The sequence below is a fragment of the Ktedonospora formicarum genome (assembly GCF_016587355.1).
In the GTDB taxonomy this organism is placed as follows: Bacteria; Chloroflexota; Ktedonobacteria; order Ktedonobacterales; family Ktedonobacteraceae; genus Ktedonobacter; species Ktedonobacter formicarum.
Genome location: NZ_BNJF01000002.1, coordinates 1,396,461 through 1,421,580 on the forward strand (window position 1 = coordinate 1,396,461; position 25,120 = coordinate 1,421,580).

Sequence of the window (25,120 nt, forward strand, 5' to 3'; positions counted from 1 at the left end):
CATCATCCTTTCTGCTGCGCTTTCCGCGTAATGCTTCTGCTTCGCAGGTATCCAACTGGCCCTTGGAGCATCCCTTTTAACTCAACACTTTTCAGCTCTTTGGGATAGCTTGCCTGTCTCTTCTGATTTTTTGCAGAGCGTCCACTAAGGGCGAAGAAGAGGCCGTATGATAATTTCGAAAGCAGATCAAAAAAGAGCCGTGGGCGATCACAGATGCACTTGGTAAGATGGGCTGTTAGCCCCATACCATACCCGTAGATTTGCTTGAGTAGCCCCGCGTAGTCGCGTCTATGAAGGTGATAGGCGAGTGAGAGTGGTTCGTAGACGAGTTGGTAGCCTTGCATCATCACTTCGAAAAAGGCCGCAATATCCTGCCCGTTTTTGATGGGACCAGTTCCGCCCAACGCTGGATCAAAGCCACCGACATCGCGTAGATAGGCAGCAGAGAAGGCCATGCTGGCACCAGTGCCAAATTGACCGGAGGTATAGGGATGTAAACGCGTTTTGGGATGATGTTTGGCCATATCAAAGATACGTCGTCTAAAGCCTTTGGTGAAGCCTCCATATTGTTCAAACCAGAATTGCGCAGGCTCTTCAAGCTCGAGAGGAAGGATTAGCCCGGTCACGCAGGCGACGTTGTCTGAGCGACGAAAGGCTCTCACAAGCTCAGTTAGCCAGTACGTATCGAGGACCACATCATCATCGGTAAAGACCAGGATTTCGCCTTTGGCGACCTGCATACCACAATTGCGAGCCCAGCTCGCGCCCTGACGCTCTTCACGAAGATAACGTACCTGAGAGGCATCACTATATTTTTTGGTGATCAAGGTGAGCGTGCTCTCTGTCTTTGGGGCATTATCGACAACGATCACTTCATAATGTGGGTAGTGCTGTGCTAGTAAGGTATTCAAGCAGATTGCGAGTCTCTCAGGGCGATCATGGGTCGGCACAATCACACTTACGAATGGGGCGTCTGTACTGCCTAAGAAATTATTGCGCTCTCTGATGCACGGCGGTGGGGTCGCCCGGGGTAAACCATCACTTCTCAGCTCACTGACCGGGGTTAAGCCATCTTGTTGCAAGTGTTCATTGATCTCGTTGTGCAGTGCGTTCCAGAGTATTTGCGCATACTCAGAAGGCTCTACACGCTCCCTCGGTAATTGCAATTCGATGGTGCCCAGTGGTTGCGTATGTAGACGTACCACGCCTAGAGCACGCTGATAGTGCCTCCCTTTCTTCTCATCAAAATTTGAGAGAACGGGTAGAGGTTGCCCCAATTCAATTTCGATGATGCGCATTGGGACAAGATCTGGAGCCCGATTACTGTGGGCGTCTTTCTCTGGCGCTTGTGCGAGCATTTCTTTTTATCTTCACTCTCTCTAAATGAATTCTGTTTCCTGTTTGAGGAACATTGATCGGTCCGTTACCGTATGCTTGCCTCTTCTACGAAAGGGGTTGAGTGTTGCCCTTGCGTATGGAGTAGTGAGGAATGAGGCGTCCCGATGAGTTTTGTGCGACGCTCTCTCACGATTGTTTTGAGCACACGCCAGCCATCGCGAAATGTATGTAGATTGCTTTGCCCATGGATGCGCACATGTTCCAGGCTGGGGACTTCAATGATTTTGTAATGGGCTTTGTGCATGCGGAGACAGAGTTGCGATTCGATTTCAAAGCCATCACAGTCAATATCGACCTGTTCAAGACAATGGCGCCAGAAAGCATTGTACCCATAACATAAGTCGCTGAATCGCTGTCGGAAAAGCAGATTGGCGAACTGGCACAACATATAATTTCCCATCTTCCGTAGCAGGGTAATGTCCCGGCTTCCTCCGCCTTTGATGAAACGTGATCCTTTGGCAAAGTCAAAACCAGCCATAAGGGCTTCAACAAAGCGTACAATCTCTGCCGGATTGGCTGATCCATCGGCATCTAACATCACGATGATATCGCTCGTACACGCTGAAAAGCCTGTCCTCATTGCATCGCCTTTGCCTTTTTCCTGCTGCTGAAGGATATGTATTGTTGGTAGCAATTGTTTGGCAACAATGATAGTATCATCGGTTGAGTGTCCATCAACGAGAATAACTTCACTGACAATAGCTGGCATCTTGGGTAAAATGTGATATAGATTCTGGGCTTCATTCAGGGTTGGAATCACCACGCTAATACTTGGATAGTGTTGGTGCTCTTGCATATTAGCATCGACATCCTTTGCTCGCATCGTGCTACGCTTTAAATGTTTTTTGCTTTGATAATAAGGACTGGGAGTGAAAACTCGTTGGACGATAGAAAAGCCTGTTTTGTCTCTTCACCTTTTCCTGCTTCCTATTACTGATATTATCTTGTGGTGAGAGCCATTCAGAAGCAATTTGTATTTTTTGTGATCAGCATGAAAATTCCATGGGAAGCTCAGGGCAATTGGAATAACAGAGGGTCAGCTCTGTTCCTACACTGTTACGCTCACCTTTTTGAGCTTGAGGTGGAGATGACGTAGGCTAGATCCTTTGCTGTTACGTCATGGGTGGGGGATGTTTTACTTTGCAAGCAACATGCTGCTTTATGATTTATTGGGCAAGACATGCTTCGCTTTCATAGAGTCTCTGCCCAGAAGGAATCATCTAGTCATTGAATGTATGTCTCTTTTGGGAAAGGTCATAGCATTCTATTTGGAAAACACTCCAGAGATGCGTGTTCTACGCGTTTTTTTGACCTTGCTCAGCGCTTAATGTGATATATGCTGAAGAGCATGGGTAAGCCAGGGAGTGGTGAGGTAAAAGCAATGAGTGAGTGATAGCATTAGAAAATAGTTCGCTTCACCGACTGCATGGAGCTTATACCAGAGCACATGTTTTCACGAAAAAAAGTAATTGTGGGTGCGATCATGATCAGGCGAAAAATATCAAGCTTGTTAGTATTTGCTTACATAGTAGTGAATCTTCTCTTTCTCGCGAGAAAACAAATACAGTGAGTTGTGGCTGTAATCCCCCAATTATCATGCCACATTCAAGGATTAGAGGATCTCCTTTCCCGATGTTATAAGTAGATAGAGAGAAAATAATAAAAAAGTGCGTATTTGTAGTTAAATACAAGTTACAACAGAACTATTTGGCTCATTAAAATAGAGTAGTGAGTCTGCTGTCGATGAGTATACTGACTGTCATGTGGCCTGTCAAGCTCTGAAAGTATAGCTTTTTAAGATGCTACTTTGGGTACTCTATAAGCAGTTATTATACATGTATCCCAATAGGTGTAGAGGCCTGTTTCTCAATCATTCTGGTACTATTAAGCCAAGTATATTGATGGCTTAACACTATTCAATTTATAATAAAGAATGGGGAGATGACGGATCTTTCTGATTGAGAAGGCGACTTTGACTAATGGAAATAGAACATAATTGAGATTGAGCCATAGCAGTCTATGGGGCATGTCTTGCCATTTGCCAATGTTCAATCCCAGAGATAAGGCGAGTACCCTTCTGCTTTATTTTATGCCTTGCTTTGCGGGTTCTTTTTATTTATAGAGGCTGCCAATCAGCTTCTTGTGGTGAGTTTTATGGGTAAAAGGGAAAAGCATTCAACTTCTTTGTATGTTTATTTTATACTACTTTTGGCTGTCTTAGTATCCTGTGCAGATCCTGATCAGAAGCCCTCAACTGTCAACAGGAGTATAACAAATCAACCCACGATGGCCGCAACCAGCATTCCGAATGACCTTGACCGTTGCCAAAAGGGAAAAGCAACCGCGCCAAAGGATGGCGAAGTGGACATAACAATCGATACGTCATGTTCTGGCATAAGTCAGCTTGCTCTTGGAGTGACTCATGTTGATGATTCGCTTGTGTATCCCTCTGGAAACAACGATCTCGCAGCTATTGAGAACGTGAAGTCGATGCTCAAAAATGGCATGTCATTTCAGAATACACACATTATGAGTTGGGGTTTGCCAGATCCCTGGCCGAATCCTGTCGATCCTGATCCAACGGATTGGTCTGCCTTGGATAGTCGCCTGAAGTTGTCGGTGGATGCTGGGAATACCCCAGTTATTTCGCTGGATGAAGCCCCCTGGTGGATGAAGGGAAGACCGATTGCGGGTGGGAAAACAGAGGTATTGACAGAGTCACAGGAATGGGATTCCATCGCGTATGGCACACGCATTCTCGATAATAAAATGGGGGATTGGCTACACCTTGTACAGCGTGTTGCCGAGCGCTATATGGTCCCGCCATATAATGTTAGATACTTCCAGGTGTGGAACGAATTAAAAGGATATTATAATCCTGGAGCGGATAAATATGATTTTACCGTGAGCCCGGGAAATCCCAATGCTATATCTGCTCGCCATGGCTATACCTATATGTATAACCAGGTCTACAATACACTGATAAAAGTGGCACAATCAAAGGGGATACCACCGGAGAGCGTCAAAATTGGTGGCCCTTATGTCTTTATGGATGTGTGGACCGCAAAGGATCAAAGTAACCCGTCAATAGTGACGAAACCCTATGGAACGTTCGATCAGAGATCACTCGATGTTGTACGATATTGGCTGCAACACAAAGCTGGTGCCGGTTTCATTACGGTAGATAGTTCGATTGAGAATAGAGAAGAGCGAGAGACGGGTGCCCTTGTTGCCGATCCCTTTGTTGCGGCGGCGAAATTTGCGGATATTGTGCGTTGGGTTCGTTCCCTTGATCCTAATCTCTATCCAGGCTCGACGACATTGCCTGTCTGGTTATCTGAGTGGTTTGCTTACCCACGTAACCAGATTGTTGATGCAAATTTCGATAACGCGTTAAAGGCATGTACGATGATCGAGTTCTTGAAAGTAGGTGGAGCGGTAGCCCTTGCCTGGGGTGGATCGGGCGATGGCTCAACAGATCTGGGGCTCTGGACTGATACCTACGTCGGGGGAGGGCAACCGCAGCCCTGGTATTTTAGTGCCAAGGCTCTCAAGGACGATTTTGCCCCAGGTGTAAAGCTGTATAACACAACTGTTTCTGCACCTGCTAAGGTTGAAGCATTGGCCTCAGATCAACACATTATGCTGGTGAATAAAACAGCTACCAAGATTACTGTGAAAGTTCAACAGAAAGAGGTTGAACTTACCCCATATCAGGTGAAAGTGATCGATTACGCTCACTAATGACTTGAGCAGGAAAAATGCATCAGGAGATAAAGCGCGAACCGTAAGAAGGCCGCGAGACAGGGATTTTAACAAGAGAGAGAGTATGAAGCAGAGGAGATGGTATGTCATGACCATCTCCTCTGCTTCATACTCTCTCTTGTTAATGGCTCTCAAAATAGCGCGAGGCGCCCATTGGGGGCTGGCGGAAACGCAAGATATCGAACAGAACGACATATCCATTATAAGGATCTTCCTGACTACGGTCCCCTGTCGAAACCTTGACATCTCGAAACAAAGTGGGTATACTCCTCAATAAATGAAGATATGATTCATTTATTGAGGAGGTGCAATGGCTCGAACGGCAGAGGCAAATCAACGTTTGCGTGAGGCCACACGCGCCAAACTTCTGGAAAGCGCAAGAAGAGTTTTTGCGCGGTTGGGCAGAGGGGCGACGATGGCAGATGTTGCTGCTGAGGCCCAAGTGAGCCAAGGATTGGCCTATCGCCATTTTGCTAGCAAAGAGGAGCTCTTTCAGACGTTGCTCGAGCAGGTTGTGCAAGCTGACTGGCTCCTCCCGCACGTTCTGGAGATGCCGGGGACGCCAGGGGAACGCCTTGATTTTCTTATTACAACGGTTATTGAATCCCGGCGCGAGCAACCTGAATTTTACCAGCTTTTCTATCAGCTGCTCATTGATGAAACGCTGCCCAATGATCTGCGTGAACTGGTCGCCAGGCAAAGCCAGGAGTTTCAAAGTATGGTGCGGCAACTCATTGTCGAGGGGCAGGCGACTGGGGAGATTGCGAAAGACAATCCAGATCAATTGATAGCCGCGCTTTTTGCCTGTCTTCAAGGTCTCTGGAGTGGGATGGCTTTCCTTCACCAAGAACACCTCACAAAGCCCCTTCCTGATGCCAGGATTGTCTTACGTCTACTCAAGCCAGATTCAGAAGAGAAAGAGAGAAATTTATGAGACGAAGAGGCGTCAATTACGACGTAGGAGTGAGCTACGATATTGGAAATGAGCGCGGTGGCCTGGTTGTCACACACCCAACATTCGACTCGCAGTGTGTCCATCGTGAGCTTGAGATTATTCAGCAGGATTTGCACTGCAATGCCATCAGAATCTCCGGTCGCTCAATTGAGCGGCTGATGCTTGCTACAGAAGCTGCTCTCAAGCAGGGGCTAGAAGTCTGGCTGTCTCCGCTTTTGTACGATCAAGATGAACAAGAGACGCTTGATTACATCAGAGAGTGCGCCATGGAGGCTGAACGGTTACGCAGTTTCTTTCCACAACTCATCTTTATTCTGGGCTGTGAACTGACGCTATTTATGCAAGGCATTGTGGAGGGCAAAAACATCATTGAGCGCCTTCCAGCCCTCAAGAGCGTGGTAAAAACGGGTGCTCATAACAAGCCGTTGAATGCCTTTTTAGCCAAGGCCAACCAGACTGTTCGGCAGGTATTCAGTGGTGCCGTGACCTATGCGTCCGCTCCCCTTGAACAAGTCGATTGGTCGCTCTTTGACTTCGTGTGCGCTGATGTGTATCGAGAAAAGCGTATCAAAGAGGTCTATAGCAACTTGATCACATCGTATTTTGCCCATAACAAGCCAGTGATCATCACTGAATTCGGTTGCTGTACGTACCGAGGTGCCGAAGACGTGGGCGGTATGGGTTGGGCGATCCTTGATGAGACCATCATGCCAGTCGAGCAACTCAAGGGCGACTATGTGCGCGATGAGCGTTTGCAGGCACGTGAAATCACGGACTTGTTGGGGATACTCGATGGCACGGGAGTCAATGGCGCGTTCGTATATATTTTTCATTTCCCTGCCTTGGTTCATCACGAAAGCGACCCTCGGCGCGATCTAGACATGGCTAGCTATGGCCTGGTAAAAAGCTATGCTGATGGCAGGCATGGAGCCTCCTATCCGGATATGCCCTGGGAGCCAAAGGAGTCGTTCAAGGCGGTAGCTGACTACTACGCGGCACACTGAGCCCATGCGGCGCGAGAGGAGGCTCATACTGGAGATACCACTTATGGTTGCTCTTAAGTGATCTGTTACTGGACTTCGGCGGGAATATCCAAAGTTTCTCCTGATCTTCCTTGTTGGAAAAGCGCTTCTTCCTGCTTGTTTAATTTTTTATAGATTGTGAAATACACCCATACGGCATTGAACAGTAAAAGGGTGCTGGTTAGAAAAAAGATGGATCTGATCCCCCACCAGGCGGTCACCTGTCCCCCTAACACAGATCCTCCAAAGACGCCTAAGTAGCCTGCGGAAATGCTAAAACCAAACACTCTTCCGGTCAGGGCGCTGGGGGTGATTTTCTTGATTAAGATATTGATCGAAGGGTTTAACCCGGCTACGGCAAGACCTAACAAAAAGCGTAGCCCCATCAACTGCCATGGATCTTGAACAAAGGCTTGGGGAAGGAAAATGACTGCCGCGACCACCAGCGCGATAAGCATGACCTTTTGTACTCCAAATCTGTCAGAGAGTTTCCCTAGTTGTGGAGCCGCAATGATATTGGCAAGCCCTGAAGCTGAGAATGCCATACCCGCTAACAGCGCAACATGCGTAGTATCAGTGGTAAGCTGAGTCACATAGACAGTCACCACGGGCTCAATCGAATAGAGCGCCAGTGTGATGATAAAATACGTCAATGATACAACTATTGTAAGGTTTTTGTCTGGTATACGCTGCCAGATTGCTTTCACCCCCAGCATCTCTTTCCCTTCGCGGGTAAATGATTCTTTGACCCAGAAGAGGGTCATGAGAAATGCTATCAGCATGAGAGCACCAGTGAGAAAAAAGACATTTTGCAGACCAAGACTCTCTTCTATTCCACCTCCAATGATGGGACCCAGCAGCCCTCCCGCAATATTCGCCGTGGAAAGGGTGCCTAAAGCCCAACCCGCGTGCTCCTTGTGCGTCTGTGTGGCGATGAGAGTGGTACAAGCCGTACTATACCCAGTGATGACGCCTTGTAACAACCGTAAACCCAGCAGTACATAGACATTTTGCGCTAAACCCATGAGGCCGATCACAATTGCCATCCCGAGGCTAGCACGCAGTAACATAGGCTTTCTACCAGCCCTGTCCGCTGCCATACCCCAGATAGGGGAGAACAGCGCAGAAATAATATAGGTTATGCCAAAGGTAAGGCCCGACAATTGTGCAATTGAGGCTGAATTGTCGATGCCCAGGTGTTTGATATACAGTGGCAAAACGGGAGCAATCTGACTCATACCCACACTGGTGACAAACATGCCAAACCAGCAAATTAGTAAGTTTCTTTTCCAGATAGGCATACCAGCAGGCCTTCTTTCTGTGTTCGTTTTGCTCAATCGTATTAGAATAATATTCTAGAATTGTTTTATTGTCAAGGATAGAATATTATCAATACACTGGTAGGAACAGAGCTGTATGACTCCTTAGAAATGGGAATACCATTGGAGAAAGAGGAGATTCATTGATGTATGAGTGATTCTGCACAGAATATTCCTAAAGCATCCAGGAGGCAGTCCATTTTGGATGCTGCGCTCACCTGCTTTGCTAGCAAAGGTTTTGCAGAAACCACTATGGAGGATATCCGCAAGCTTTCTGGAACCAGTACTGGGAGTATTTATCATCACTTCTCCAATAAAGAGCTACTTGCGCAAGCTCTCTATCTTGAAGGGCGCACAAGTTCCCATGCAGCCCTTGCTACATCTTTTGTTGAACGGATTGCTCAGGAAGGTGTTCAAGCTCTTGTGTATGCGTATCTTGGATGGTTTGAGCAGCATCCTGACCTCGGTCAATACCTCATGCAAGCAGGCGAGTCTGAGTACTTGAATGCATATATCAAAGTGCTTCGCCAAAAGACCAAAACCACGCTTCCCGCTGAGACGCTGTCAGAACGAGTGTTGCAATGGCTAACCCCCTCAATTGAGAGTAGAAATGTTAGGCGATTGCCAGAATCGCTTTATGTTCCGCTTATTCTTGGCTCTAGCCGAGAATTTGTCCGAATTTGGTTACGCACCAGGCACGCGGAAGTGACGCAAGAAGCATATGACCCCCTGGCGCAAGCTGCCTGGCTTGTCGTTGCATCTGCGCAAGCTTGATAGTTTGGCTGGTTGGTTAGTGAGATACGGAAAAGGGTGCTATCCTTGTGCATGTGAGGCTGAGAGCGTCGCCCATGCCATTTCCGCCAGTGGTGCTCTTGCCTCTTGCATCTCGGTTGCGATGCGAGTTCGTAGCCAGCGGCGTACGAACTCCCGACTTGGACCAATGGCAAGAGGATAATAGAGTTGTTGTGGGAGTCGTACGATAATACCCGCCTCCACAAAAGGCAGAAGCCAGTTCAGGAACTGTGCCGGAAAACTTTCTCCTGAGATGCTGGTGGTAATCTTCTGGCGCAGCACCTTGATATATGCTCCCAGGTACTCTGTATCGGCAGCCTGCATAACATACTGGCCTAATTCCGGATTTTGCTCAAACCACTGTAAATAAGCATAGATCACTCCGGTAAGCCCCTTATATGGGTCCTCTGTTGCGAGTGCCTCAATGACTGCTTGATTCATGTCCTGCCGCCCTTCGAGGTAGAGCGCGCGTGCGAGCATATCTTTGTTCTTAAAATGATGATAGATGCTCCCGGTACTGGCACCCGAATGCTGCCGAATATCCTCCATCGTCGTTTCGCTGAAGCCTTTCTCAAGAAAGAGTGCCAGCGCGGCATCCAGAATGGCTTTCCGTCGTGCTTCTGTTGAAGCGCTACGATCTGAAGCATTCATCATCAAATATTTCTCCTTACAACGCATAATTGTCCTATGCGTTCTGTTTGCTCCAAGCAGGTTCGTGCTCGCAAATTTCTGTCGCCCATTGTATCATACCTTGACGAGAATATTATTCTAGATTAATATTCTAATAGATGGCTATGGCTTCATCCTTTCGGGAGGAAATGGGACGCAAGGGTGATAGTCCTTGAGGGAGCGCGAGGTGCTCTCTCAAAACCTTGCGCTCCCCATTTGTCTGGCAGGATGGAGGTGCAAACGGAATTTCCAATGGTACGCAGAAAAGAAAAGAGAAGGACATGAATGTTGCGACACAAAATCAGGAGGTGAAGCGGGTACCTCGCAGGAACAGACCCATCTCACCTCGCTATAAATGGATCGCGCTCACAAATACGACTCTTGGCGTTCTTATGGCGACTATCGACTCCAGTATTGTATTAATCTCTCTCCCCGTTATCTTCAAAGGCATTCATATTGATCCCCTGGCACCCGATGAAACCGGCTATTTCTTGTGGATGTTGATGGGATATATGGTTGTGACCGCGACACTCCTGGTCACGTTTGGGCGTATCTCCGATATGTTTGGGCGTGTCAGGTTCTATAATCTCGGTTTTCTTATCTTTACCATTGGAAGTATTCTCCTCTGGCTGACGCCAAGCACAGGGAATCTGGGAGCGTTAGAGCTAATCCTCTTCCGCTTCGTCCAGGGCATAGGAGGAGGTTTCCTTCTCTCCAATAGTTCGGCGATCATCACTGACGCCTTTCCTGAGCACCAGCGAGGCTTCGCGCTTGGTATTAACCAGATTGCAGCCATTCTTGGCTCTGTTATTGGCCTGATCCTTGGAGGCATCCTCTCCTACTTTGATTGGCGACTGGTATTCCTGGTCAGTGTTCCCGTTGGTATCGCTGGCACTATCTGGGCCTATGCGATGCTTCGTGAGACTGCGACGACTCCCAAACGCCAGAAGATTGACTGGATGGGCAACATTACCTTTGCGAGTGGTGCGACGATCCTGCTGATCGGTATTACCTATGGTATTGAACCATATAATGGTTCGCCCACGGGCTGGGGAAACCCTCTTGTATTAGGCGCGCTGATCCTTGGCTTCTTTTTACTCGGAGCATTTATCTGGATTGAATTGCGCGTTCCTGATCCGATGTTCCGTCTTAGCCTCTTCAAGATTCGTATGTTTGCGGCTGGCAACACCAGTAGTTTCCTGGCAAGCATCGCGCGCGGTGGATTACAATTCATGCTAGTCATCTGGCTTCAAGGGATCTGGCTTCCGCTGCACGGCTACGATTATGAGGTGACCCCTTTATGGGCGGGGATCTATATGATCCCGCTGATGATAGGTTTTCTCTTGATGGGGCCGTTGAGTGGCTGGTTGTCAGATCGCTTTGGTGCGCGGCCCTTCTCGACACTGGGTATGCTGATACAAGCCCTGGGCTTCTTCCTGCTCACGGTCTTGCCATTGAACTTTGATTATATCTGGTTTGCCCTGATTCTCTTTATGCTCGGCGTCGGGCAGGGGATGTTTTCATCGCCTAATACCTCATCGATCATGGGTAGCGTGCCGCGTGAGCAGCGTGGGGTGGCTTCTGGTATGCGCTCAACCTTCCAGAACTCTGGCTCAATTGTCAGCATCGGCGTCTTCTTTAGCCTGATAACGTTGGGCCTGGCGGCTTCGCTTCCTACTACGCTTCTTGATGGTCTGATCGCCGCAGGTATTCCGGCGAATATAGCCGATGGCATCGCGCATCTGCCGCCCACTTCGGCCCTCTTTGCAGCTTTCCTGGGCTACAATCCCATGGGGCAACTGATCCCAGACAACGCGCTCAATGTGCTCCCGGCGGCGAGCAAAGCAAACCTTCTGGGACATACCTTCTTCCCGAATCTGATCACATCTCCATTTGCAGTCGGATTGCATAGCGTTTTCTACCTCTCCGCCGCGATGTGCCTGGTCGCTGCAGTCGCGTCCCTGCTTCGTGGCAAGCAACAATTTGCCCGTCCAAACGCTGCGAGCTATGATAAAGAAGAGGCCAGCCTCGACACGATAGAGAATATGCAATAAGGCAGGGAGAGGCATCCACTTTCATCACAATGCAATGAAAGTCAGGAGTGCAGAGGGGTGTTAGTCTCTCTGCATTTCTCCCTTTTTTCATACCGCCGCAGGCGGAGCACCTTACAAACTATTGTAGAAAAGAGTAAACACATGACAGACATCTTCTCAGTGAGCAATACACCAACTGCTCTCCTGGTTATGGATTATCAGAATGACATGGTTTCCAGCACGGGAGAAAAAAAGGAAGCTCTTCTTGAACGAGCCGCTAACGTGCTTCAGGCGGCTCGCGATGCACACTTTACCATTATCTATGTCGTTGTGCGTTTCCGCGAGGGCTACCCGGAGGTTAACCCGCGTAATCGTGGGTTCTCTGCCATTCGAGGGATGGGCCATCTTCAGGAGGGACAACCAGGAACGGAGATCCATCCTCGCGTTGCTCCCTTGCCAGGAGAGAGTGTTGTGACTAAACGCCGTGTTGGAGCCTTTAGCACAACAGACCTTGAGACGCTCCTGAAGGCGCGAGACATTACGAGACTCATCATGATGGGTATTGCCACAAGCGGTGTTGTCCTCTCTACGGTTCGTTGGGCGGCGGATATGGATTATGAACTGGTTGTGGTGGAGGATTGCTGTGCTGATAGAGATGAAGAGGTTCATCGCGTCCTAACCCAGAAGGTCTTTCCACGTCAGGCAAGCGTGATCTCCTCTCAGGAATTGCTCGAAGCGTTCCAATCGCGAATGTAAACAAGTCATATTTGTTGGAATAGAGAGTGTGGTAGTTTAGCGAGTCTTAATAATGATTGTGTGCGCAACCTTATCGCCAAGATATTGTTTGCGTGGCGAAGTCCAGACGAAGATTGCACCAATAAGGAATGGACTCTTAAGCATGGTACGAAACGAGTTCTCGCCATAACTTTGCATTGGCTTTGTACTCATATCGCATAGGAATGCCAGGCCGCATCGCATGTAGCCTGGCATTCCTGCAACTCCTCGAAATTGTGCGTAGCTAGCAATGGGTGATCCACTGCTAACTCCGCATATAGTGCTCATCAGAGCATCAGGCACGGTAGACTTCGATGCCATTGATAAATGGATTATCCACTCCACCCTGTGAGAAGGAGATGACAATCTGACCACTACTATTGGCCGTGACTGAATATCGCTTCTGTAAGGCTGTCTTATATCCCGCAGTCGCGAAGACATCGAAACCTGTGAGAACTTGATTGCCATTGAGCGCGACATTGAACTTGCGCTGACCGGCAGCCGTCCAGGTCAATTCCGCCCAATCGAGCGCGACGGTGTAGGTTGTTCCCGCTGTCAATCCCGTGATGGTATAAGTGAAGGAGCTATTCCAGCGACAGGTCTGCCAGACTCCCTGCGGCGCTGGATTACTTATGCCACTGGTATTGATTGAGGATGAGGTATCGCTGAAGGCATTGCCAGTATTATAGCCAGTGTCAGCTACAAAGTTGCCCGTCGCGCCGCCGCCGCTATTGATCGCGGTTACCAGCGTGCCGGTTCCCTGCGTTGGCGTTGGGGTTGGTGTGGGTGTACCAGAGGATCCCCAGATCTCGATGCCACTAATAAATGGATTATCCGCCCCACCTTGTGAGAAGGCAATGACAATTTGACCACTACTGTTGGCCGTGACTGTGAATTGTCTCTGTAGAGCCGTCTTGTATCCCGCAGTCGAAAAGACATCGAAACCTGTGAGAACCTGATTGCCGTTGAGTGCAACATTGAATTTGCGCTGACCAGCTGCTGTCCAGGTCAATTCCGCCCAATCGAGCGCAACAGTGTAGTTTGCTCCAGCCGTTAGGCCAGGAATGGTATAAGTAAATGAGCTGTTCCAGCGGCAGGTCTGCCAGACCGATTGTGGTATGGATTCAGCAACCCTGCTGGTATTAATTGAGGACGAAGTGTCGCTAAAGGTATTACCCGTGTTAAAGTTTGTATCGGAGACAAAGCTGCCTGCGCCAGAGCCACCCGCGTTGATCGCCGTCACCAGGGTTCCGGTTGGCGGGGGATTTGGTGTTGGCGAAGGTGTTGGTGAAGGTTGTTGCGTTGGTGAAGGTGTTGGTGTTGGGGTTCCTGTTGGGAAACCACAGGTTTGCGGCGTGGGGCTCCAACCAGAGTTGCCCTGACCCATCGTCACATTCCATGATCCTGCTGACTCACAGCTCTGCATCCCACCAACACTCAGATTACTGGCTGTCACATTGCTGGCAGAGCCAGTAATTGTATTGACTTTGTTGGAAAAGGCGAACTCTGAACCATTAATATTGATGTTGCTCATAGCGATGTTACTGATAGGATTGCCGCCATCAAACGAGATCGCGACATATTGCGAGTTGTCGATCTCGTTGTTTGAGACTGTAAATGGTGCGTTGATTGAGCCATTGGCTGACCAGAACATCAGTCCACCAAATTGTTGGATTCCCTGGTCGCCTATGCCAGCGGTATAATTGATAGTGTTATTCGAGACGGTGGTGGTGTTGCTAAAGGGGGCGGTTGGACCTCCAAAATTTTGGTAATCCAGATTGATCCCACCACCACGGTATTGCGAGCCACTGACAATATTGTTGGTAACGCTATTTCCATTCCCACCGTAGATGGCGATACCATTGGCAACAAAAGGTGACTGAATGGTGTTATGGTCAAAACTATTATTTGTATCTCCAATGGATGCTCCATTGAGATCTGACCACATGGCAAGACCATCATCACCAGTACCCCGGATGATACTCTGCTGGACTGACGAGTTCGACACTGCTCGATGGAAGTTCAGGCCATCAGCGGTTAGGCTATCCATGCGGGAGCCAGTAACAGTCAGGCCGCTGAAAGGGCCATCGAACCACATACCAACTTTGGTATGCTCGATCCAGACATTGGAAATTCTTGAATTGTTGAGTGAACCACCAATGCCATTATCCTGGAGACAGTCGAGGCGGTTAGTAATTTGCCCATTAATGGCAAAGTTTGACAGATTGACATTGGAACTGCTACTTCCATCATAGACATCGTTCCCATAAATGCCAACGCCAGTACCATTGTTTGGGCTATTTCCATTCCCGCCACCAGTGGGAGCGCCCGTGAGAATCGAATACCACGGACCCGCGCCCGTTAAGGTGACATTGTCAACGAGGATGTGGTTGGTGACCAGATAGGTGCCCTGGGGCAACCAGACACTCTTTCCCTGGGCCTTGCCATCATTGACGGCATTCTGGATTGCCTGTGTGGCGTTCGATGACCCAGTTGGGTCCGCGTTATAGGGGGCGGATGTGACTGAAATGGAGCCTGCTGGCTGGGAGAGAGGTGTTGGTACCTGCTCGAAGTCTGCGACATCGATAGCATACCATTGAGCCGTATTTCCCGAATCCACCTGTAGTTTTACGGTCGTGCCTGCCGCCATCTGGGGTAGAAGCACATGCGCTTCATCAAACTGATGATGTGCTGTGCCACCGGGTGAATTTGACCAGACCACGGAATTACAATCCGAGAAATTTGGTGCTCCATAGAGCCAGCTATACTTCGAGGTCAGTTGCAGATCCTTGGACTGCTTGACCCCGTTGATATAAATACTAAGCGAGGCATCGATACCATTTCCACCAGGCGCGTCGGGAATGCTGTAACGCAGGTTGAGCCCATTGGCCTGCTGAGGTAAGGTAAATTGTACATACTGTCCCTGGGTTAATCGAACTGCCTGATGATCGATTGCATCGAACGCCAGATCCCCTAGTGTATAGGATGGGCCAATAATGGTGCCGGTTGTGGTCGCATTATGAGCTACCAGTTCGGCATAGGGGAGTGTCGCTCCTGTGCCACCAACCGCAGCCGCCGCACTACCCCTCTGTGTTGTCAAGCCAGCAGCATTGGTGGTATAGGGCAGAGTAACAAATATGCCAATAGTCAAGGTGAGTATTATGAGTACTCCCAGTAATGCGCTCCGCCTTTGGCCCTTTTTCTCTTGCATGTTGTCTTATCCTCTCAGACTTGCTCTCCATATGTTCCCATGTGGGGGAGACCATACTGACAGCCTGAATACGGCTTAGAATATGCAACAAAATACGATGTCGTTATACGAGGCCTGTGTCGTCTAAACCATTGAGAACCACAATCAACCAGAGCTCAAGATGAATAGCACTTCCGCCTGACGCTCTGTCCCGCGAAACATAAGGTGGCAATGGAAGAGCCATTTCGTCGAGTTCTCCACATGGAAACTTATGTGCTAAGCATGTTGATCTAATGACATATCGAAGTGATGTCATTAGGATAATGGCAACGAGTATTCATCGTATACGATGAATAACGTGTACTGCTTTAGTTGTCAGGTGGAAAGGATAATTGATTGCAGAGAACATTTTAATGGTTCAGATGGGAACGATGCCTTTTGCCGACGAGAGATTGGCAAGGGGTACGGGAGGTTTTGATGAACTCGAGCAGGTAAAAAAGAAGTGTTTAGGGGTACAAGTAGCATACACACCTCCTCAAAGATATCATCATTGAACATCTAAGTAAGAGAGAACCATTGGGTAAACAGCATATTAACCAGCCGCATCCATTGCGTGCTCTGACGTGCTGGGTAAAGATACCCAGTAAATAGCTACTATCCTCATGATAGAAAAACAAGGTTAACGTTAACCTTGTTTTTCTATCATGAGGATAGCATAGAGCAAAGTAATTTGTCAAGGGTAAAGCCATTATACGAGCAATTGCGGGTGTAAATGGGTTTGAGATTGACGAAATTGGAAATCTTCTGTTAGTAGTATGCGTTATGAAAGGTTAACGTTAACTCTGATGCAAAAAGCAACGCATGAGGCCCTCTATAGGTTGTCATCCATTCCAGGTTAGCGTAACCCGTGGGCCCTGGTAGGCTATCTTTGATCCAGGAACAAATATAGACTTTCTTTCAACGAATAATTATCAAATAAATCAAAATGAATAGCATATAATATTCGCATATATATCGAAAATACACTTGAGGAGAGTATAATCATCATGGGTTTAAATATCCACCTGCACACCTTTCCGACCTTAGAAACAGAACGCCTGATCTTACGGCAACTTGCGGCAACGGATGCACAAGACTCCTTCCTCTTTCTGTCCGATGAAGAGAATATGCGCTACTACGATCCAGCTCCAATGACACAGCTCGAACAAGCGGAAAAGAGTATTGAACGTCATCGAAGGCGTTTTGCTCAACATGAAGCACTACGCTGGGGCATCATATCAAAGGGAGAGAGCAGGGTCATCGGCAACTGTGGATATTCATGGGATGCCGATAATCGAAATGCAAGCCTGAGCTATATTCTCTCGAAACACTACTGGAATAAAGGGATCATGACAGAGGCCTTGACTGCGATTATTCAGTTCGGCTTCGAACATATCCACTTGCATCGCATTGAAGCTCAGGTTGCGTATCCCAATTTCGCCTCCGCACGCCTGCTCGAAAAGCTCGGTTTTCAGGAAGAAGGACGCCTCCGCGATCGTCAATATGCCAACAACCAGTTTGTTGACGAAAGAATGTTTGCGCTTATCAATACCAACAATGTGAACGGATAAATTCCCTCTTGATAGCCTGAACAATCTACCAAAAGTACTGACCGTATTCTGGTAGTAATTATCATTTTCATCTGGGCCTACGGCTGAACAAGCTCAGGAAGCCTTTCGGTAAAAATGCGACGAGGGCAGAAAGCATTGCGGCAAAAGAAGCGATGCACCGTCAATTTCAGTATGGCGAGCTGGCCGATTTCCGGAATGTCGGCCACCGTTCGCAGATAATGGCTGTGTATGTATTCTGAAGCAGCGGTGCAGAGAGGACAACAAGCAAGAGGAGCGATGTATCTGCCCTTAAAAGCTAATTTATCAGAGGTGCTCCTGTCAAAGTGCCACTGTAGTATTAGAGATAAGTATATTAGGATGGCTCTCTTCAAGCAGACTAGCGATAGTCATCAAAGTTAATGGAGGATCTGAAGCTCATAACAGGGTTGATGTTTTTTCTAGAATATCTCATCTTATCTTGCATCTGAGCATATATTTTGATTCTCCTACCCTCCTTATTATTCCCGGTTTTGGGTAGGTGAAAAAGATCGATAAAATTTTTAAATCGCGAGTACAATGTAAGAGAAGGAGATGATATAAATGAATACAATAACTATAAAAAAAGAACAATTTATTAAAGCTATGCCTGAACGAGTTTTTAAAGCACTTACCGAAAAGGAAGAATTAGAACGCTGGTTGGTACAAAAAGCTGAAATTGAATTGAGACCTGGAGGAACCTTTTGTACAGAATGGGCGCCTGGCGTAGGAGAGCATGGAAAAGTAAAAGAAGTGAAGCCATCTCAATCGTTCAGTTTTACTTGGGAAGCATTTTCCCCTACTCCGACAACCATTAAATTTGGGTTAACAAAAGAAAAAGACGGCATGTTGTTAACACTTACCCATAGCGGTATTGGTGAAGGAGAAAAATGGGAGGTTTATACTAATATCAGCGAAGCCTGGGATGGTCATCTGAAAGATCTGACGTCTTGGATTGAAACAGGGACATGCCCACCACCAGGCCCAAGAGGATAATACAATTGATACTCCCCAGATAAATCATTCTGTTGGTATTTTATGATGGCCAGCGGGGATTCGAGTCGTGTTCAAGGCCGCGCCAGGGCAAGCAATCCGCCGAGTTCAGGCCTTTACTGAGGAACAGTGGCAGTCGCTACCCGCATAAGTGGTGAATAACACGTTAATGACCGCAAGATGAAGAGGCAAAAGAAATCAGGGTGTTAAGCGATAATAAAGCTTATCACCCTGGTTTTTTTGTTGTCTCACTGAAGGCTAGGGACTTGGCCACTCTCCTTGATTGTTTCGCGATTGGCGACTTGACAACGGCTGACTGTTTGGGTTGGCAGCATTCACACTCCCAAGCTCCTGCCCTTGCAAGACTGCGATTAGTTGATCAAGAGGCGTCTTTGTGGGATGAAGCACAGGTTTTTGCCGATAGGCATTGGCTTGCTGCACATACCGTACAGAGCGAATTATTGCCTCTTGCAAGATTTGTAGTTCTCTTTCACTCTGGGAGGCACGCTGGAAACGTACCAGCAAATTGTTCAACGCATTTGCAATCTGCCAGAGCACACTATCCTGCGTTTGCGGCGCGCGCGCTTTCAGATTCCCGTTCGCGACCTGGACGTGGGTCTCAAGAATTTGCTGGATACCAGCCTCAAGCTCTTGTTTCTGATCTGCTAGCTCGTGTTCGAGTTTCGCGATCATCTCTGCTTGATTGGCACGCGCAATCGCCTTTTGCGCGCCAGAGACCCACAAATAGGTCACGCCAGCTACCAGGAATTGAACGGCGACGGGTCGCACCCAGATCGGCGCAAATTGCGACTGCAAGACCATGAGAAAATGCGGATCTTTGGGGGTCTGGAAGAAGAGGCTCCACGAAATAAAGAGAATGTTGAAACCAGCCACCGCAAAGACACTACCAGGTGCAATAAGTGATACTGCCAGTAGTTCACCAAAGACAAAGAGTTCATATTGCTGAAGCGATGGCTCGTCGAATGGCACCGAAGTGAGCACAACCATCACGAGTGCCGCCTCAAAGGCGACTGTGAGTAAAATGCCTGCAAGGGTTGGCTTTTTGGCTCTATTTAGAAAGAGAGCGATAATACAGAAGGGCAACATACCCAGGTCGACGACAATGACATAAGGGTTGGGAAGAGCCAGGCAGCCGGGAATAAACGCGACAAAACTGATCAGTAGACATCCCACAATCACACTCAACAGACGTGATTTGCGGGCGGCCTCTCTCGCTACCACGCTTGCATTCGCAGGTGGGTCGGGCAATGCCGTCAGACGGTACCACCATTGGAGAAAGCCTTTCTTGGGCGCGGCTTCTTGTGGTTCGATCAGCTCATTGGGGGACCATCCCTGGTGTGGTGAGTTATCCAAATGTACCAATCCTCCTTGATGTTCTAGCACGTTACGTACGGCCTTATAGTGTGGGCGATGGTGTCTTTCTAGTCCAGGAAAATGTAACATATTTAAAACTGCAAGTCTACTCAAGCAAAAGGCGATGGAATCGCCTTTTTATTCTCTTTTAGATGTACCTTTTTGAAGTAAAGCAAGATCCTCATTGCACAGGTCTGAGCTTAAAAACAGAAATAACGCCTTGCTATCAACAACAAAATAATAGTGGGCTCCACGTGAAAACAACGCAATAAGATATGAGAAAAAGCCATGTATGATTAACACTCATTTGGAGAGAAATAGCAAAAATGTCTCATCCCTACAGGCATATTTCTATTCTTTGAGGCGATATTATCCTGTTCCTCCCTCTTCTCTTCTTCCTCATCTGCCTGGACTCACTGATGCTTCAAGTAGACATCGTATCAGCAACGTGTTATATATAAATAGATATTTCATCTTTCGATTTATAGCTGAGCTTGTAGATTGGATGAGTTTATTTGTGCTGACTATTTCTAGCCATTGGCTCAAAAATGATAATAGCGAGGTGAACACGGAGTTTTGCACTCATTCAACGATATATCCTCGTACTCCGATTCCAATCCTGCCCAGCACATTCTGCTCGCATAATGATGGAAGGAGTCATCTACCCCATGTCTTTTATGCAGGACATATCTACACCAACGCAAACAGAACCGCTTGCCGCTCTATCACCTTCCCCAACGGCGATCCATGTCATGTTACGCGCTCTAGAAGAGGTCGGCGTAACACATCTTTTTGGAGTTCCTGGTGGTCCCCTTGTCCCTCTCTTTGAGGCGCTCGCGCAGCGGAAACAAATTCAGCCTGTGCTCGCAAAGCATGAGGAAGGGGCAGCATTTATGGCTGAAGGCTATGCCCGTGTGCAACGAGGGTTGGGTGTTTGTTGTGCAACGAGCGGCCCTGGCGCGACCAACGCGCTGACAGGTATTACCAGCGCCAACAGTGACTCCATTCCTGTACTTCTCCTCTCGGGGCAGGTTGCAACAGGAGATTTTGGCAAAGGTGGTCTACAAGATAGCAGCAGCGGCAACCGGACCATTGATCTTGTAGAGGTGTATCGCACAGCCACCAAGTTGTCGCTGATGCTGCAAACCCCCCAACAGACGCAGCATCTCATTCGCCGTATGATTCGTACGGCACTAACGGGGCGTACGGGAGCTGTGCATCTTAACATGCCAGCCGATGTGGTCAAGCAACCTGCCCCTGATGATGGGCTCCCCACCACTAAATTTTTTACGCAGGTGGCTCCTGTGGGCGATCCTATGGCGATACATGAGATTGCGAATGTTCTGAATGCGGCAAAGAAACCAGCTGTGCTCGTTGGACATGGTATTAATCTTGCTGGAGCTTGGTCCCCACTCCAGCAAGTTGCAGAAAGTTTGCGGATTCCTGTTGCCACAACACTCAAAGGCAAGAGCGCCTTCCCTGAGCGGCACCCGCTCTCGCTTGGCGTCTTTGGCTTTGGTGGTCATCCACTTGCAGAAGAGTATCTCTATGACCAAGACGTCGATGTGTTGCTGCTTGTTGGGACCAGCCTGGGAGAATTCCAAACGAATGGCTGGGATCACCTCTTAGCTCCTCCTCACCGTCGCACCATCATTCAGATAGATCTTGATCCCCAGGCTATTGGGAATATCTATCCTGTCGATTATAGTGTGGTTGGTGATGCAAATGCGATTCTTCAAGAACTGGCTGCTGACCTGGCGCGGTCGCGACAAAAGGTGGTGCGCATGCCATCAAACGCTCTCAGACAGATGAGCGCGGCGACTCCTCGTTATTATCAGGCTGAACAACTTCAAGGCAACTCCCCACTGCTCAAGCCGCAAGCCGTCGTCACAAAAATGAATGAAGTCTTGCCTGAGGAGACGTTGCTGTTCGTAGATAACGGTAACTGCTTAAGTTGGGCGGGACAATTCTATGAGGCGCGCCAGCCAGGAACTGTCTTTTTTGCCACCAACACTGCAAGTATGGGCTATGCCATTGCCGCCTCCATCGGTGGCAAGATTGCAGATCCCGAGAGGCCAGTAGTGGCACTCCTGGGGGATGGGGCCTTTGGCATGCATGGACTTGAAGTTCATACAGCTGCCGAGTACAACGTGCCAGTGACCTGGGTGGTCCTCAACAATGGAGGACATGGGATGGTACAGAATGGTGAGAAGTTGTTAAAGGGAACATCGTACCTCACCACATTTCAAGAGCCACTCCAGGTAGGTGCCATCGCTCGCAACCTGGGGGTGCATGCCTGCGTTGTCTCGACCCTGGCTGATTTTGAAGCGAGCCTACGTCAATCACTGCAATTGAATGCACAAGGGCTTCCATCCTTGATCGAAGTATCCGTCGATCTCAATCAAATTCCCCGCTCACTACAACGTCGCGTCGATACGCTCTTTAATAAAGACTAATTCCATTGTTAGGCACATAAGGAAATTGACATTGTCACACTCTTTTGGAATATTCTCGTTGAGAATGAAAGGGCCACTAAAAGGAAGAAAAACGCCGGCGATGAGAGTTGGCATCAAAGGGTGTGGATATAGCGTTCCGCCTCATATACGGGTCAACGATGATCCGATCTTTCAGCAGATCACCACGGCAGCAAATGCGCAGGGCGTTGCAGAAAAGGATCTCTTCACTGGCATGAAGGAGCGGCGCTACTTGGCGAAAGGCGAGCAATTGGAAACGCTGATGGTGGAAGCGTCACGGCTGGCACTTCAGCGAGCGCAAGTTACTCCTGAAGCGGTTGATCGACTCTATGGGTACGCATCTGTACCAGAGTTCTACACACCCAACAGCCTTTATGCTGTCCATCGCGATCTGCACCTCTCTGAACATACACTCGTTGTTCCACTCAACAACGAGTTCTCGACCTTCTTGCTTAGTGTGATTGAGGCATCGAGTGCTATAACAGCAGGCCGGAGCACATATGCCCTTGTCGCCTGTGGGACCAATTGGACGCACTACATGGATTACACGCAAGGGCATGCGCTCAGTGTTGGCGATGGAGCAGGATCAGCGGTCGTCGGCCCGGATGCCGACTTTGAGTTGATTGATTATGCGAGCCAGACGATGAGTGAGCAGTATGGCGCGATGACGATGCAAATGCGTGATGCCATGCATCCAACCTATAAAATCATGGAGGATACAGGCATTCACTCCTTCCAGGTCACGGCGATGCAAGGTCTACCTGCAATGGTGCATAGCCTGCTAGCGAAGCATAGGCTAACTGGGAAAGACATTGCGCTTATTACGCACCAGGCGTCACGGGTCCTGATGGATCATTGGGCAGAGCATATACAACCACGTGAATACCTGGATACGTTGGAACAATTTGGCAATCTGACGCTAGCCTCCTATCCTGTGACGCTGGCCTATCACTATCTTGATATCGTGTCGGATTACCTGATACTCGCCGCTGTTGGTGTCGGCTATCACCAAACGGCAATTCTTTTAAAGAGGCATCGGTAGTACATTGATGTGCTTGCTGACGACAAAAAGAGCATCTGCTGGATATCATTATTACAACAGGTGCTCTTCGTTCTTTTTCTTTCCTTGTATTTGTATGGAGGTCCATCTGGAGTTGACTCGCTTTAGAAGAGTTCCTGAAATGCAAAGAGCTGTTTCCCTCGTTCTCATTGTGCGAACAGATTATGTCTTCAGTTTTGCCACTTATGCCTGAGAGTGAGATTGTTCTGGCAAGCAGCCATGATTTATGACAAAATTTTAATAGGACGACAATTTTGTCGGTGAACAGAGCTGTATCAAAGGAATCAGGAGAAGTTACATGCCACACGTACGACCGTTTCGCTTTGGCATCATTACAGATGGCGCCCCTAATCGCGAAGAATGGATCACACGGGCACGAGAGGCCGAAGATCTGGGCTATTCTATCCTCTTGCAGCCAGATCACTATACCAACGAGTTTTTTCCTCTGGCTTCCCTCATGGCAGCCGCGGACGCGACGAAAACTCTGAGAATTGGCACACTGGTCTATAACAATGATCTTCGTCACCCGGTCCTTCTCGCGAAAGAGGTGGCGGCGCTGGATATGCTCTCCGGTGGACGTTTCGAACTGGGCATTGGAGCGGGCTGGAATCGACCGGAATACGACCAGGTTGGTGTGCCCTTTGAACGTGCCGGGCTCCGCATTGAACGCCTGGAAGAAGCCTTACAGATTCTGAAACAAAGTTTCAGCGATGAAACCGTCAATTTCACTGGCAAACATTATATTGTGACCGATCTCAACGTGACGCCAAAACCCATTCAGCGTCCTCACCCGCCGATCGTCATGGGTGGTGGTGGCAAAAAATTCCTGAGCTTGGCTGCGCGCGAAGCCAATGTTATTGGTCTGCACATCAAGGTAAATGATAATGGTACCGTCGATGCCACAGAAAATATTGAGGATACCCTGACCGAAAAAGTTGGGTGGATTCGCGAGGCCGCAGGCGAGCGTTTTTCGTCCATCGAGTTGAATATTCTTATCTCCGGCTTTGCCCTGGCACAAAGTCAGCAGGAGGCCGCGGAACAATACATCCGCGAAAGAAAACTGACAGACGCCACGGTTGAGCAGGTGCTTGCCAATCCTTATGTCATGCTTGGAACTACTGAGCAAATGGTCGAGCGTATCCAGCGCTGGCGCGAGCGCCTGGGCGTCTCATATCTTGTTATCCGCGCCCAGTATATGCGGGCCTTCGCACCGGTTGTTGCCCAACTGGCAGGGAAGTAAAAACTGGCGGCAAGAGGGAAATTGGGTGTACATCTTACCTAATACGTATTAGGAAGGGCCAAAGAGAAGCCGGCGTACACGACTTTGCTGTTGTTATGCGCGGCTTCTCTCACCCGGCAAAGGGCTTCACGTCCATTGAAGACATGTAAAAACTCTCCTGATGATTACCAACAAGACTGAGATATAGTCTGCGTCGGCAAAAACGTTGCATCTATTGGGATCATGCAGTCGCGTAGAGCGGCGTTCCTCAGTATCTCCGATCGCCTGATGATTTGAAATTGGTGCTGATGAAAACGGTCAATCGGAAAACTCCAGGTCATGGGTATCACCTCTCTGAGGGCTCCAGACTTTCCTTGCGCGAAATGATCTGGGTAGTCGTGAACGAGTGGCGCACGTTGTGGGGTCACGACATTAAAAAACGTCTAAGATCCCGTTTA

The 25,120-nt window shown here is 48.5% G+C and carries 20 protein-coding genes; 11 read left to right on the top strand and 9 right to left on the bottom strand.

The annotated features are described in order from the left end of the window. Positions 1-2 precede the first annotated feature (2 nt). Both K3T82_RS24875 and K3T82_RS24880 read right to left on the bottom strand, forming a co-directional pair. A complete protein-coding gene (locus K3T82_RS24875) occupies positions 3-1,358 on the bottom strand; it encodes a glycosyltransferase family 2 protein (RefSeq protein ID WP_220196251.1) in 1,356 nt (451 codons plus the stop codon). A 65-nt stretch (positions 1,359-1,423) separates the two neighbouring features. Continuing rightward, positions 1,424-2,194, bottom strand: a complete 771-nt coding sequence (locus K3T82_RS24880; RefSeq protein ID WP_220196252.1) for a glycosyltransferase family 2 protein — start codon at positions 2,192-2,194, stop codon at positions 1,424-1,426. Between the two features lie 1,565 nt (positions 2,195-3,759). On the opposite strand from K3T82_RS24880, the gene K3T82_RS24885 reads away from it, so the two are divergent. Then, positions 3,760-5,142, top strand: coding sequence for a hypothetical protein (locus K3T82_RS24885; RefSeq protein ID WP_220196253.1), 1,383 nt, complete (start codon positions 3,760-3,762; stop codon positions 5,140-5,142). A 142-nt stretch (positions 5,143-5,284) separates the two neighbouring features. Here K3T82_RS24885 and K3T82_RS49190 read toward each other — a convergent pair whose 3' ends face one another. Beyond that, positions 5,285-5,419, bottom strand: coding sequence for a hypothetical protein (locus tag K3T82_RS49190; protein WP_268886672.1), 135 nt, complete (start codon positions 5,417-5,419; stop codon positions 5,285-5,287). A 54-nt stretch (positions 5,420-5,473) separates the two neighbouring features. On the opposite strand from K3T82_RS49190, the gene K3T82_RS24890 reads away from it, so the two are divergent. Further along, positions 5,474-6,097 (top strand): TetR/AcrR family transcriptional regulator, encoded by a 624-nt coding sequence (locus tag K3T82_RS24890; RefSeq protein WP_220196254.1) that lies wholly within the window; start codon positions 5,474-5,476, stop codon positions 6,095-6,097. Beyond that, positions 6,094-7,122 (top strand): abortive infection protein, encoded by a 1,029-nt coding sequence (locus K3T82_RS24895; RefSeq protein WP_220196255.1) that lies wholly within the window; start codon positions 6,094-6,096, stop codon positions 7,120-7,122. The genes K3T82_RS24890 and K3T82_RS24895 overlap by 4 nt, the downstream gene beginning before the upstream one ends. A 65-nt stretch (positions 7,123-7,187) precedes the next feature. Here K3T82_RS24895 and K3T82_RS24900 read toward each other — a convergent pair whose 3' ends face one another. Beyond that, positions 7,188-8,441, bottom strand: a complete 1,254-nt coding sequence (locus tag K3T82_RS24900; protein ID WP_220196256.1) for a multidrug efflux MFS transporter — start codon at positions 8,439-8,441, stop codon at positions 7,188-7,190. A gap of 168 nt (positions 8,442-8,609) precedes the next feature. Here K3T82_RS24900 and K3T82_RS24905 point away from each other — a divergent pair, with 168 nt between their 5' ends. Further along, positions 8,610-9,233 carry a TetR/AcrR family transcriptional regulator gene (locus tag K3T82_RS24905; protein WP_220196257.1) on the top strand — a complete coding sequence of 208 codons (624 nt, stop codon included), beginning with the start codon at positions 8,610-8,612 and terminating at the stop codon, positions 9,231-9,233. 39 nt (positions 9,234-9,272) lie between these two features. Here the strand turns inward: K3T82_RS24905 and K3T82_RS24910 are convergent, their stop codons facing one another. After that, complete coding sequence (locus K3T82_RS24910) at positions 9,273-9,905, bottom strand: TetR/AcrR family transcriptional regulator (protein WP_220196258.1); 633 nt, start codon at positions 9,903-9,905, stop codon at positions 9,273-9,275. A 296-nt stretch (positions 9,906-10,201) separates the two neighbouring features. Between K3T82_RS24910 and K3T82_RS24915 the strand changes: the two genes are divergently transcribed. Together K3T82_RS24915 and K3T82_RS24920 are read left to right on the top strand one after the other, a co-directional pair. Next, positions 10,202-11,974 (top strand): MFS transporter, encoded by a 1,773-nt coding sequence (locus K3T82_RS24915; RefSeq protein ID WP_220196259.1) that lies wholly within the window; start codon positions 10,202-10,204, stop codon positions 11,972-11,974. Between the two features lie 141 nt (positions 11,975-12,115). Then, complete coding sequence (locus K3T82_RS24920) at positions 12,116-12,709, top strand: cysteine hydrolase family protein (protein ID WP_220196260.1); 594 nt, start codon at positions 12,116-12,118, stop codon at positions 12,707-12,709. A gap of 36 nt (positions 12,710-12,745) precedes the next feature. Here the strand turns inward: K3T82_RS24920 and K3T82_RS24925 are convergent, their stop codons facing one another. After that, positions 12,746-12,943, bottom strand: a complete 198-nt coding sequence (locus tag K3T82_RS24925) for an RDD family protein (RefSeq protein ID WP_220196261.1) — start codon at positions 12,941-12,943, stop codon at positions 12,746-12,748. A gap of 79 nt (positions 12,944-13,022) precedes the next feature. Further along, complete coding sequence (locus K3T82_RS24930) at positions 13,023-15,938, bottom strand: malectin domain-containing carbohydrate-binding protein (protein ID WP_220196262.1); 2,916 nt, start codon at positions 15,936-15,938, stop codon at positions 13,023-13,025. A gap of 1,025 nt (positions 15,939-16,963) precedes the next feature. Here K3T82_RS24930 and K3T82_RS24935 point away from each other — a divergent pair. Beyond that, positions 16,964-17,527 (top strand): GNAT family N-acetyltransferase, encoded by a 564-nt coding sequence (locus K3T82_RS24935; RefSeq protein WP_220196263.1) that lies wholly within the window; start codon positions 16,964-16,966, stop codon positions 17,525-17,527. A 77-nt stretch (positions 17,528-17,604) separates the two neighbouring features. Here K3T82_RS24935 and K3T82_RS50005 read toward each other — a convergent pair whose 3' ends face one another. Continuing rightward, complete coding sequence (locus tag K3T82_RS50005; RefSeq protein ID WP_220196264.1) at positions 17,605-17,898, bottom strand: transposase family protein; 294 nt, start codon at positions 17,896-17,898, stop codon at positions 17,605-17,607. A 208-nt stretch (positions 17,899-18,106) separates the two neighbouring features. Between K3T82_RS50005 and K3T82_RS24945 the strand changes: the two genes are divergently transcribed. Then, complete coding sequence (locus K3T82_RS24945; RefSeq protein WP_220196265.1) at positions 18,107-18,538, top strand: SRPBCC family protein; 432 nt, start codon at positions 18,107-18,109, stop codon at positions 18,536-18,538. Positions 18,539-18,793: 255 nt separating this feature from the next. On the opposite strand, the gene K3T82_RS24950 is transcribed toward K3T82_RS24945, so the two are convergent. Next, on the bottom strand, positions 18,794-19,909 hold the full coding sequence (locus K3T82_RS24950) for a hypothetical protein (protein WP_220196266.1): 1,116 nt from the start codon (positions 19,907-19,909) through the stop codon (positions 18,794-18,796). Positions 19,910-20,577: 668 nt separating this feature from the next. On the opposite strand from K3T82_RS24950, the gene K3T82_RS24955 reads away from it, so the two are divergent. The 3 genes from K3T82_RS24955 (at position 20,578) to K3T82_RS24965 (ending at position 24,683) form a co-directional block, all read left to right on the top strand. Beyond that, positions 20,578-22,365, top strand: coding sequence for a thiamine pyrophosphate-binding protein (locus K3T82_RS24955; RefSeq protein WP_236031498.1), 1,788 nt, complete (start codon positions 20,578-20,580; stop codon positions 22,363-22,365). A 100-nt stretch (positions 22,366-22,465) separates the two neighbouring features. Then, a complete protein-coding gene (locus K3T82_RS24960) occupies positions 22,466-23,425 on the top strand; it encodes a 3-oxoacyl-ACP synthase III family protein (protein WP_236031500.1) in 960 nt (319 codons plus the stop codon). A 316-nt stretch (positions 23,426-23,741) separates the two neighbouring features. Further along, on the top strand, positions 23,742-24,683 hold the full coding sequence (locus tag K3T82_RS24965) for a TIGR03621 family F420-dependent LLM class oxidoreductase (RefSeq protein ID WP_220196267.1): 942 nt from the start codon (positions 23,742-23,744) through the stop codon (positions 24,681-24,683). Positions 24,684-25,120 lie beyond the last annotated feature (437 nt).

What these genes read in the sequence shown, in the direction of transcription:
- K3T82_RS24875 (WP_220196251.1), bottom strand. Translation starts at nt 1,358, where the DNA reads ATGCTCGCACAAGCGCCAGAGAAAGACGCCCACAGTAATCGGGCTCCA.
- K3T82_RS24960 (WP_236031500.1), top strand. Translation starts at nt 22,466, where the DNA reads ATGAGAGTTGGCATCAAAGGGTGTGGATATAGCGTTCCGCCTCATATA.
- K3T82_RS24920 (WP_220196260.1), top strand. Translation starts at nt 12,116, where the DNA reads ATGACAGACATCTTCTCAGTGAGCAATACACCAACTGCTCTCCTGGTT.
- K3T82_RS24910 (WP_220196258.1), bottom strand. Translation starts at nt 9,905, where the DNA reads ATGATGAATGCTTCAGATCGTAGCGCTTCAACAGAAGCACGACGGAAA.
- K3T82_RS24905 (WP_220196257.1), top strand. Translation starts at nt 8,610, where the DNA reads ATGAGTGATTCTGCACAGAATATTCCTAAAGCATCCAGGAGGCAGTCC.
- K3T82_RS24955 (WP_236031498.1), top strand. Translation starts at nt 20,578, where the DNA reads ATGTCTTTTATGCAGGACATATCTACACCAACGCAAACAGAACCGCTT.
- K3T82_RS24915 (WP_220196259.1), top strand. Translation starts at nt 10,202, where the DNA reads ATGAATGTTGCGACACAAAATCAGGAGGTGAAGCGGGTACCTCGCAGG.
- K3T82_RS24945 (WP_220196265.1), top strand. Translation starts at nt 18,107, where the DNA reads ATGAATACAATAACTATAAAAAAAGAACAATTTATTAAAGCTATGCCT.
- K3T82_RS24930 (WP_220196262.1), bottom strand. Translation starts at nt 15,938, where the DNA reads ATGCAAGAGAAAAAGGGCCAAAGGCGGAGCGCATTACTGGGAGTACTC.
- K3T82_RS24895 (WP_220196255.1), top strand. Translation starts at nt 6,094, where the DNA reads ATGAGACGAAGAGGCGTCAATTACGACGTAGGAGTGAGCTACGATATT.
- K3T82_RS24900 (WP_220196256.1), bottom strand. Translation starts at nt 8,441, where the DNA reads ATGCCTATCTGGAAAAGAAACTTACTAATTTGCTGGTTTGGCATGTTT.
- K3T82_RS24965 (WP_220196267.1), top strand. Translation starts at nt 23,742, where the DNA reads ATGCCACACGTACGACCGTTTCGCTTTGGCATCATTACAGATGGCGCC.
- K3T82_RS24890 (WP_220196254.1), top strand. Translation starts at nt 5,474, where the DNA reads ATGGCTCGAACGGCAGAGGCAAATCAACGTTTGCGTGAGGCCACACGC.
- K3T82_RS24935 (WP_220196263.1), top strand. Translation starts at nt 16,964, where the DNA reads ATGGGTTTAAATATCCACCTGCACACCTTTCCGACCTTAGAAACAGAA.
- K3T82_RS24925 (WP_220196261.1), bottom strand. Translation starts at nt 12,943, where the DNA reads ATGCCAGGCTACATGCGATGCGGCCTGGCATTCCTATGCGATATGAGT.
- K3T82_RS24880 (WP_220196252.1), bottom strand. Translation starts at nt 2,194, where the DNA reads ATGCAAGAGCACCAACACTATCCAAGTATTAGCGTGGTGATTCCAACC.